Genomic DNA, 9,528 nt, shown 5'->3' on the forward strand with positions numbered 1-9,528 from the left:
TGAAACGCACGAACCCTTCGAACAGGAGCGACGCCATGACACCTGATCTGACCAGCCTGACACGCCGAAGCCTTCTCGCGCTGGCGGGCGCCGGTCTCGCGGCAGCGAGCTTCCCAGCCCGGCTCTCGGCGCAGTCGGGCAAGATCCTCATTATCGCATCGAACCAGGACATTCCGAACTTCGATCCGCATACCGCCTCCGGCTATTCCGCGGCCTTCCTTCTGCGCAATGTCTACGACCCGCTGGTGCGGGTGTCCGGAAATCCACCCGAAGCGGTCCCAGGCCTCGCCGAAAGCTGGCAGGTCAGCGAGGACGGGACGGAATACACCTTCAACCTGAACCCGGAGGCGACGTTCCACTCTGGTAACAAGGTTACGGCTGATGACGTCGTCTATTCCTTCACCCGCGCGGCAGGACTCGCCAAGGGCAATTCCTGGATGATCCGCGACATCGTTGATCCCGGGAGGATTGAGGCTGTGGACGAGGGAACCGTCAAGTTCACCCTCGCCATGCCTTTCGCGGCATTCCTTGCTGTATTGCCGTGGCAGTTCATCGTGGAAAAGGCAGCCGTCGAAGCAAACCTCGGCGAGGATCAGGGCCAGACCTGGTTGATGACAAACGTCGCCGGCTCCGGTCCGTTCACTGTGGCCCGCTACGAGCCCGGAACGCTGTACCAACTCGCCCGCGCCGAGAACGCGTGGCAGCCGGGCGGAGGCAATCTGGACGGTGTGATCTGGCAGCTCCTGCGCGAGACTGCGACGCAGCGGTTGGCGCTTCAGCGCGGCGAGGTGCATATTGCGGTTGATCTGACTTCCGAGGACATGGACGCGCTTGAAGGCGCCCCGGGGGTCGTACGGATAATCGAGCCGGAATACCGGACCTTCTCAATCAAGATGAACACCGAGAGTGGCCCGCTCTCAGACATCAACCTTCGAAAGGCCGTTTCTTACGCTGTCAATTACGAGGCGCTAGTCGAAGCAGCGGGATATGCGGAACTCATGGTCGGGCCACTGCCGAACGGGATCCTTGGCCACAATCCGGATCTCGATGTTCCGCGGCAAGACTTGGAGAAGGCCAAGGAATACCTTGCGCAAAGCGAGCATCCGGATGGTGGCATCACGTTGCGGATGGTCCATGTCACCGGGCTGGAGCAGCAACGACGGTTCTCGCTCATCATGCTCGACAGCTTGAAGGCGCTGAACATCGACCTGGAGATCCAGCCGATGGCATGGCCCGACATGGTCGCAGCTAGTGCGAGCCCGGAGACGTTCCCGGACTTCTTCCCGGTCTATCAGACCGCGAACTATGGTGATCCGGATAATATTGCCTTTGCTGCCTATCACTCGGCGTCGAACGGAAACTGGCAGAACGCGGTCTACTCGAGTCCCGAGGTCGATGCATTGATCGAGGAGGGGCGGACAACAATCGACCCCGATGCGCGGGTTGAGATCTACCGAAGGTTTCAGGAGGCGGTGGTAGCCGACGCGCCCGACGTCTTCGGTGTTCTCGAGATGCGTAAGCTTGCGATGCGGGAGGCGGTCGAGAACTACAATTTCACGCCGGTTGCCTCGAATGCGATCTATTGCTGGCCACTTTCCCTAAACTGACTTGACTGCCTTCGGGGCCGCACAGTGCGGCCCCGAAGAAACCCCAACCGGAAGACCGGGCCCATGCTGCTATTCCTCGTACGGCGCATCCTACTGCTGATCCCCGTGATCATTGGCCTGACGATCATCATGTTCGCCATAGCTCGGCTCCTGCCCGGTGACCCTGTCGGGCTTGCTGCAGGTCCGAATGCGACGCAGGTGGAGCGTGAGGCACTGGCACAGGAATTCGGTCTCGACCGGCCGGTCTGGGGGCAATACGCCACTTATGTCACCGGACTTATGCAGGGCGACTTGGGTCGCTCCCTGCTGACCCGTCGTCCGGTCGCCGCAGACATTGCCAGTTACCTGCCTGCGACCCTGGAACTCGTGTTCGCTGCGATGGCAATCGCCATTGTCGTTGGCGTTCCCCTCGGCCTCTTGACGGCAATCTGGCGCAACCGCTGGCCCGATTACCTGAGCCAGGTGGTGGCGATCGGGGCGATCTCCATGCCCCGGTTCTTTCTGGGCCTCTTGCTGCAGCTCGTCTTCGCGATGTGGCTTCTCTGGCTCCCGCTTGGAGGCCGATTGCCCATCGTGGTCATGCCCCCGCCGTTTGTCACTGGCTTCATCACGGTCGATGCCCTGATCGCGGGCGACTTTTCCACTTTTGTAACCGCTCTGAAGCACCTTGCGATGCCAGCCATCGCTCTGTCCCTCTCGCCGCTTGCGACGATCATGCGGATGATGCGGTCGTCATCGATCGAGGTGATGGCCCAGGATTACGTGATGACGGCCCGTGCGCTCGGCCTGCCGCGTCGGAAGATTCTCACGCGAGCCATCGCGCGTAACGCCTTCTCGGCGACGTTGACTGTCATCGGACTCTACTTTGGCTGGCTGCTTGGCGGTACGGTACTGGTCGAAACAGTGTTCGACTGGCCCGGCCTCGGCCTCTATGCGACCAAGGCCATCGTATCGCAGGACATGATGCCGGTGATCGGCGTCGCGCTGGTGATCGGCCTGATCTTCGTGATGGCGAACCTGCTGATCGATCTCGCTTACGGTCTTATCAATCCCAAGGTCCGCTACGCATGAGCGACGTCGCCGACATATCAATGCCCCATGCCGAAGCCGCGCCGCGGCGCGAAGGCCTTGCGCGCGGCTGGTTCCGCTTCCGCCAAAGTCGGCTGTCCATGGTCGGTGCCGCGCTTACATTCGTGGTGCTGTTTTTTGCGGTGTTCGGCATGATGCTGGCTCCTTACCCCGAGCATGTCGCAGGCGGCATCGAGACAGGCTTGCGGTTCCTCCCTCCTTCCTGGGCGCATCCGTTTGGAACGAACGAACTGGGGCAGGACGTTCTGTCCCTGACAATGGCGGGGACCACCGTCTCTGTGCTCGCGGGCTTCGGAGTCGTTTTGATCGGGACACTTATCGGCACGGTCATGGGAGGCATTGCAGGATTCGCGGGCGGCTGGCTTGATGAGATACTCATGCGCTTTACGGATCTGACACTGACCATCCCGTCGCTGATCCTAGCCATGGCCATCGCCGCGGCTCTGGGACCCGGGTTCGAGAATATGGTCCTCGCCATATCGCTCTCTTGGTGGCCGGGCTACGCGCGGCTCGTCCGTGGGGAGGTCATCGGCGCGCGCGAGGAGGTGTATGTGACCGCAGCCCGCGCAATCGGCGCCTCGCCTACGCGAGTGCTGTTTCGTCATATCCTGCCGAACTGCGTTTCGCCCATCATCGTCAAGATGTCGCTCGATATGGGCTTTGCGATCCTCACCGTTGCCGGGCTCGGCTTCATCGGGATCGGGGTTCGGCCGCCGACCCCGGAATGGGGTACAATGCTATCGAACGCACGTAGCTACATGCCCGACATCTGGTGGACTGCGATGGCGCCGGGCACTGCAATGTTCTTGACCGTGGTTGGTTTCAATCTGTTGGGCGACGGGTTGCGCGACATTCTCGATCCGAAGGGGCGGCGGTAATGGGCGAGGCGCTTCTCCAGATCGACGACCTGCACCTGACTATGTCGAGCTTCGATGGCCTGGCACATGTCCTCAATGGCGTGTCGCTCACCGTGCGTCGCGGTGAAATCTGGGGGGTGGTAGGAGAATCCGGTTGCGGAAAGTCCCTGACGGGCCTGTCGATCTCCCGCCTCGTCCAGTCGCCGCCAGCGCGTTATCCCGCCGGCGCGATCCGGTTCGAAGGGCGTAATTTGATGAGCCTGTCGCAACGCGAGATGCAGGCGCTCCGGGGAACGCGGATCGGGATGATCTTTCAGGATCCCACAACGAACCTGAACCCGACCCTGAAAATCGGCACGCAGCTCATCGACGTCGCCTTGGCGGCCGCGCACCACGACAGCTCGATCCTGTCAGGTGCCAAGGGCCGCGAGGCACGGCGAGCGGCGCGGGCGCTGGCCGTGAGAATGCTGGAGCAGGTTGGAATTACGGACGCGGCGGCGCGGCTCGACAGTTATCCGCACGAATTCTCGGGCGGCATGCGCCAGCGCGTCCTCATCGCGATGGCGCTGATCGGCCGCCCCGATCTTCTGATTGCCGACGAGCCTACAACCGCGCTCGACGTGTCGGTTCAAGCGCAGATCCTGGCCCTGCTTCGCGGCATCGTGGCCGATCACGACATGGGAGTCATCCTTATCACCCACAACCTCGGCGTCGTGGCGCAGACCTGCAGCCATGTCGCCGTCATGTATGCCGGGAACGTGGTCGAGACCGGGCCGGTGGCGCAGGTGATCGACCGTCCCGCTCATCCCTATACTCGCGCGCTGATGGCAGCGATTCCGACGCGGGAGACCCGGCGGGGTGAGTTGCAGGGCTTGGCAGGCACGGTTCCCGACCTGATCCGTCCGCCACCTGGGTGCCGCTTTGCCCCGCGCTGCAATCGTGCCACCGAGATTTGCCGGGGCCAGTTTCCCGCCATGACCCCGACCGCCGCGGGCCATTCCGTTGCCTGCTATCACCCCGTGATCGAAAGGGAGGTTGCGAGTGCCTGAGCCGGTTCTCGAAATCCGCAACGTCTCCAAGACGTATACCGGCCGTCGGGGCCTGTTCGGGAAGAGCGACCCAGTTGACGCCCTGAGAGACGTGTCCCTCACCGTCGCGCGCGGCGAAAGCTTCGGCCTCGTTGGCGAAAGCGGGTCGGGCAAGACTACCCTGACACGATCCATCCTGAGGCTCGAGCAGCCAAGCTCAGGCCAGATCCTGTTTCACGGCAACGACATGGCGGCGCTATCGCCTAGAAGTCTCAGGAGACTGCGCGCGCGTATTCAGATCGTCTTCCAGGACCCGTATGCATCGCTCAATCCTCGCATGACGATCGAGGACATCGTGACCGAACCGATGTTGATCCATCGCGACATCGTCGGACTGGACCGGGCAGCGCGGCGGGACAGGGCTGCGGAACTTCTGTCTCTCGTCGGCCTCGGCTCGCAGCTTCTCCGTCGTCATCCTCACGAGTTCTCGGGTGGACAGCGGCAGAGAATTGGAATCGCACGGGCCTTGGCCTCGGGACCGGAACTTCTACTGCTCGACGAGCCTACCTCAGCGCTCGATGTTTCGGTGCAGGCACAAGTCCTGAACCTACTGATAGAATTGCAGGATCGCTTGCAGTTGACCTATTTCTTCATCAGCCACGACCTCGCCGTGGTCCGCTATCTTTGTACCCGTGTCGCGCTGATCCATCACGGACGGATAATCGAGGAAGGCGAAACCAATCGTATCTTTGATGCACCCCAGACCGAATATGCTCGGACGCTTATCAGTGCAGCACCGGAGGTCAGGGTTCCGGCCTGATCCGTCGGTTCCTCGACCGCAATGCCGTTCGGTCGATGCTACTTCGAACATGAAGTGGGTGATCGGGTAGCTGCGTCGAAGACGCGGTTATCATATTAAAAAACCCTATAACCCGCGCATCGTTCTCAGGCCGTCGGGGCAGATGCATCTCAAAATAGCGGGCTGTGTCAGACGCATCTAAGAGGTGGTTCGGGAAAACTGAACAGCCGGGATAAGTGGATTTTCCGCGCAATGGCGGCATGATTGCCGCAAGCGAGGAGAAGATCATGACGAGACGACCGCGCCGGAACCACAGCCCGGCATTCAAGGCGAAAGTCGCGGTGGCTGCGATCAAGGGCGAGAAGACCCTGATCGAGCTGGCGCAGGATTTCGACGTTCATCCCAATCAGATCAAGCAGTGGCGCGATCAGCTACTCGAGGGCGCGACCGGTGTCTTTGGCGCAGCCGCGAAGGTTGAGGCGGAGCCGGCAATCGACGTGAAGACGCTGCATGCGAAGATCGGAGAGCTGGCGCTGGAGAACGATTTTTTGTCCGGCGCGCTCGGCAAGGCGGGTCTGCTGGCGAGCGCAAGAAGATGATCGATCCCACAGCAGAGCTCAGCGTCAGCCGCCAAGCCACCGTGTTGGGGATCAGCCGGAGCAGCGTCTATTACCGGCCGCGCCCGGTGTCGGATGCGGATCTGAAGCTGATGCACCGGATCGACAAGCTGCACATGGAGTTCCCGTTCGCGGGCAGCCGGATGCTGCAGGGCCTGCTGGTCCAGGAAGGGTTCGGGGTGGGGCGGCTGCATGTCGCCACGTTGATGAAACGGATGGGCATCGAGGCGCTGTATCGCAGGCCGAACACCTCGAAACCGGCGCCAGGGCACAAGATCTACCCCTATCTGCTCCGGGAGCTGCCGATCACCCGGCCCAACCAAGTCTGGGCGATGGACATTACCTACATCCCCATGGCTCGCGGGTTCGTCTACTTGGCTGCCGTGCTGGACTGGTTCACGCGCCGGGTGCTGGCGTGGCGAGTATCGATCACGCTGACGGCGGACTTCTGCATCGAAGCCGTCGAGGAGGCGCTGCGGCGACACGGCAAGCCCGAGATCTTCAACAGCGATCAAGGGAGCCAATTCACCTCGACCGACTTCATCGCCGTACTGGCGGCACGGAAGATCAAGATCAGTATGGACGGCAAAGGCGCCTGGCGGGACAACGTCTTCGTCGAGCGGCTCTGGCGGACCATCAAATATGAAGAGGTCTACCTGCGGGCCTACGCCAGCGTCTCCGAAGCCCGCGCCTCGATCGGACGTTACCTCGGCTTCTACAACAGCCGCCGGCCGCATTCGTCGCTTGGAGGGAAAACGCCTGATCAGGCTTACTTCAACCCGCTAAAGCCGGAAGCGGCGGCAGCGTAACAAAGGCGGAAAGCCACTTAGGAAACGCCCGGAACCTGTTTAGACAAACCGAACCACCTCTCTAATTACATAAACAGGATCACATGCTTCTCGATGGTCTTGGTTTCAGGGCGGTAATTCGCGCTCGTGAACTCAAAGACGATAGCTCTTTCTTGATCTTCCCCTGCGATTTGCCCTGCCGCCATTCGCTACTTCGCCATGAGAGGCGACGTTACGTAGCAAGCTCCTCGACCTCGGCAGCCTGCTGGTCCGACAGCCCGAGCCGCTGACGGAGGTCGGACAGGTAAGCCCGGTTCGGGGCCGTCTCGCCGTCGACGGCGGCACGGGACGCCAGATAGAATTGTTCGGCCGTCTCTTCGTCATTCACCTCGGCAAGCAACTCATCGAGGGGCTTCGGATTCGCGATCTCGCGCTCCATGACACGACGGTCCTCGTCGTCAGCGCCGGACTGCTCGACTTCCTGCATGATCCGCTGCCGTTCTTCCATCGACATCGCACCATCCGAATAGGCGGCGGCGACCATTGCCCGGATGAGCAGAAGCGCGGTCTGGTCGCTGAAGCTTTCGGCCGCCCGCTTGTCCTCCCGCAGATCCTCTTCCTCGCCACCGGCTGTTGCGCCAGCTCCGCTATGGCCCGCCTCCGTGTTGCCGGTCAGGCGGTCTGCTACGCCCTGGATCATGCTGGAAATTCCGCCACTGGAGCTTGCTGATCGGCTTGCGGTCCCGGCGCTTCCACCGGTCCGACTCTGCTGGTCCTGATAGGCGCGGTAAGCCATGTATCCGAGCGCGGCGAGACCCATCTTGCCACCCATCATCGGCCGCCGCCGATAGCCGAGGCCGCCAAGCATCGCCGAGGTTCCGAGCGATCCCCGTCGCCGTCCCCGCCCCGCCATGCGGCTGACAAGCATCGTTCCGAGTATACGCTTGAGGCTCATGCTGGCTCTCCTCTTCTGCACCGCGCACAACGCTCGCTTGGATGAAGCGTTCCGCACATGGGGGGGAACGAAACCCGCATCGAGCGAGCACCTGCCAGAACCCCGCAGCGAGGTTACCCGAGACACCGGTGCTGCTCGAACGCGACCGTCGGTTCAAGCCTCGGGACGGACAGGACGGGACACGCCGTCCTTGCTGAGGGCGACGAAGGTGAAGGATGCCTCGGTGACTTTCTCGGTCTCATCGCCGTCGCGGCAGCGGCGCCAGGCCTCGACGTGGATCTTCATCGAAGTCCGACCAACGGAGAGGAGCTTGGCATAAAGCGAGACCTCGTCGCCCACCTTGACCGCCCGGTGGAACTTCATTGCGTCGACAGCGATCGTGGCGGCGCGGCCGCGGGCCGTCAGCGCGGCGAGGTTGCCTGCCGCGAGGTCCATCTGGCTCATCAGTCAGCCACCGAAGATGTCGCCTGACGGATTGGTATCGGCGGGCATTGCGATCGTGCGGATTGCCGGGGCGCCGTGGGGATGCTCGGGATGTTTCTCTATAGGGTCACGTACCCGCAGGTCACGGCAGGAGTTCCCAGGACAATGCCTCGGCCGATGCCGATTATCGAGTTTGATAGGCGCGCTGTGAGAGCAAACTGCTATGCCCCGACCTTGCGATGTCTGAAAACCGACAGGGGGGAACTGTGATCGACTGGCCCGAGCTTCTCATGGGTGCCACAGCTCTGGCGCTCGGCGGCGTTCTCAAGGGCGCGACAGGCGCGGGCGCACCCCTCCTCGCGGTGCCGGTCCTGGCGATGCTCTACGATATTCGGCTGGCGGTTGCGCTGTTCACATTTCCAAGTCTCGTCCCGAACATCTGGCAGGGATGGGCCTACCGCCACAATCTTCCGCCATCTGCGCTGGTCTTCGGCTTCGCCCTTGGCGGAGCAGTTGGCGCCGGGGTGGGAACGGCGATGCTGGTCAGCCTGTCGCCCGACCTTCTCATGCTGGGGGTGGCCGTCGCCGTTCTGATCTACGTGACCTTTCGCCTCGCGCAACCGGACTGGGCGCTCGACATGCGGGTGGCTGTACGTCTGGCAGTTCCGATGGGGCTCGCGGGCGGAGTGCTGCAGGGAGCAACCGGCCTCTCGGCGCCGGTCTCCATCACCTTCATGAACGCTATAAGAATGGAGCGCCGCGCTTTCATCGCCGCCATTGCGGTGTTCTTCGCGGTGATGGCGGTGATTCAGATCCCGCTTTTGGTGGCCTGGGGCGTGCTGACCCCCATGCGCGCAGTGCTGAGCGCCGGCGCACTTCTGCCACTGATGGGTGCGATGCCCCTGGGCGCTGCCCTGGCCAGCCGGATGTCGCCCGCAGCGTTCGACCGCATCATCCTCGGGCTGCTCACGCTGATTTCCGTGCGTATCGGGATCGGCGCTCTCATGTCTTTTCGTTAAGACGTTCGACAAGCCCCAACGTGATAGTGGCGCCGAAGAGTTTGTACCGCAGGCTTGTCCCACGCACACGGGTCAGCTGCAGGCCCTTCTCTGCGACCACGAGCAGCCGGTCGACCTGCGGTAGTCCCGACCGCGCTCGTGAGCACTTGCGGACCGGTCGTCGCCACTCTTGACACTTCGCTGGTTGGTCATCGGTCCGTCGCGTCCCGCAATCGTGTGACCTTCAGCGCTTTCTGGCGGTGTTCTGCAACGCTATGGAACGCGTTGATGTATCCGTCCGGCGTGACCGCCGTTGACATTCAGCGTGGCTGCCAATTCCACGGCGTGAGTTCGTCGATGCGGTTGA

General features: G+C 62.3%; 9 protein-coding genes. 7 read left to right on the plus strand and 2 right to left on the minus strand.

The annotated features are described in order from the left end of the window. The first annotated feature begins 35 nt into the window (after positions 1 to 35). From Q1A87_RS18840 to Q1A87_RS18865, 6 genes are all read left to right on the plus strand, one after another. Positions 36 to 1,607 (plus strand): ABC transporter substrate-binding protein, encoded by a 1,572-nt coding sequence (locus tag Q1A87_RS18840; protein ID WP_299654961.1) that lies wholly within the window; start codon positions 36 to 38, stop codon positions 1,605 to 1,607. A 63-nt stretch (positions 1,608 to 1,670) separates the two neighbouring features. Continuing rightward, on the plus strand, positions 1,671 to 2,678 hold the full coding sequence (locus Q1A87_RS18845) for an ABC transporter permease (protein WP_299654963.1): 1,008 nt from the start codon (positions 1,671 to 1,673) through the stop codon (positions 2,676 to 2,678). After that, positions 2,675 to 3,574 (plus strand): ABC transporter permease, encoded by a 900-nt coding sequence (locus tag Q1A87_RS18850; RefSeq protein ID WP_299654965.1) that lies wholly within the window; start codon positions 2,675 to 2,677, stop codon positions 3,572 to 3,574. Before Q1A87_RS18845 ends, Q1A87_RS18850 begins: the two co-directional genes overlap by 4 nt. Continuing rightward, a complete protein-coding gene (locus Q1A87_RS18855) occupies positions 3,469 to 4,602 on the plus strand; it encodes an ABC transporter ATP-binding protein (protein ID WP_299654967.1) in 1,134 nt (377 codons plus the stop codon). Before Q1A87_RS18850 ends, Q1A87_RS18855 begins: the two co-directional genes overlap by 106 nt. Further along, the gene (locus tag Q1A87_RS18860; RefSeq protein ID WP_299654969.1) at positions 4,595 to 5,401 is read left to right on the plus strand and encodes an ATP-binding cassette domain-containing protein; all 807 of its coding nucleotides are present in this window, start codon (positions 4,595 to 4,597) and stop codon (positions 5,399 to 5,401) included. Before Q1A87_RS18855 ends, Q1A87_RS18860 begins: the two co-directional genes overlap by 8 nt. A 266-nt stretch (positions 5,402 to 5,667) precedes the next feature. After that, positions 5,668 to 6,806, plus strand: a protein-coding gene (locus tag Q1A87_RS18865) for an IS3 family transposase (protein WP_299654977.1) whose coding sequence is annotated in 2 segments (ribosomal slippage) — positions 5,668 to 5,932 and positions 5,932 to 6,806 — 1,140 coding nt in all. Because the reading frame shifts where the segments join, the coding sequence is not laid out codon by codon here. Between the two features lie 211 nt (positions 6,807 to 7,017). Here the strand turns inward: Q1A87_RS18865 and Q1A87_RS18870 are convergent. After that, positions 7,018 to 7,740 (minus strand): DUF533 domain-containing protein, encoded by a 723-nt coding sequence (locus tag Q1A87_RS18870; protein WP_299654971.1) that lies wholly within the window; start codon positions 7,738 to 7,740, stop codon positions 7,018 to 7,020. Between the two features lie 153 nt (positions 7,741 to 7,893). Continuing rightward, the gene (locus tag Q1A87_RS18875; RefSeq protein WP_363323021.1) at positions 7,894 to 8,184 is read right to left on the minus strand and encodes a hotdog domain-containing protein; all 291 of its coding nucleotides are present in this window, start codon (positions 8,182 to 8,184) and stop codon (positions 7,894 to 7,896) included. 245 nt (positions 8,185 to 8,429) lie between these two features. On the opposite strand from Q1A87_RS18875, the gene Q1A87_RS18880 reads away from it, so the two are divergent. Beyond that, positions 8,430 to 9,182, plus strand: a complete 753-nt coding sequence (locus Q1A87_RS18880; protein ID WP_299654974.1) for a sulfite exporter TauE/SafE family protein — start codon at positions 8,430 to 8,432, stop codon at positions 9,180 to 9,182. The last annotated feature ends 346 nt before the right edge of the window (positions 9,183 to 9,528 follow it).

Source organism: uncultured Jannaschia sp. (assembly GCF_947494055.1).
In the GTDB taxonomy this organism is placed as follows: domain Bacteria; phylum Pseudomonadota; class Alphaproteobacteria; order Rhodobacterales; family Rhodobacteraceae; genus Jannaschia.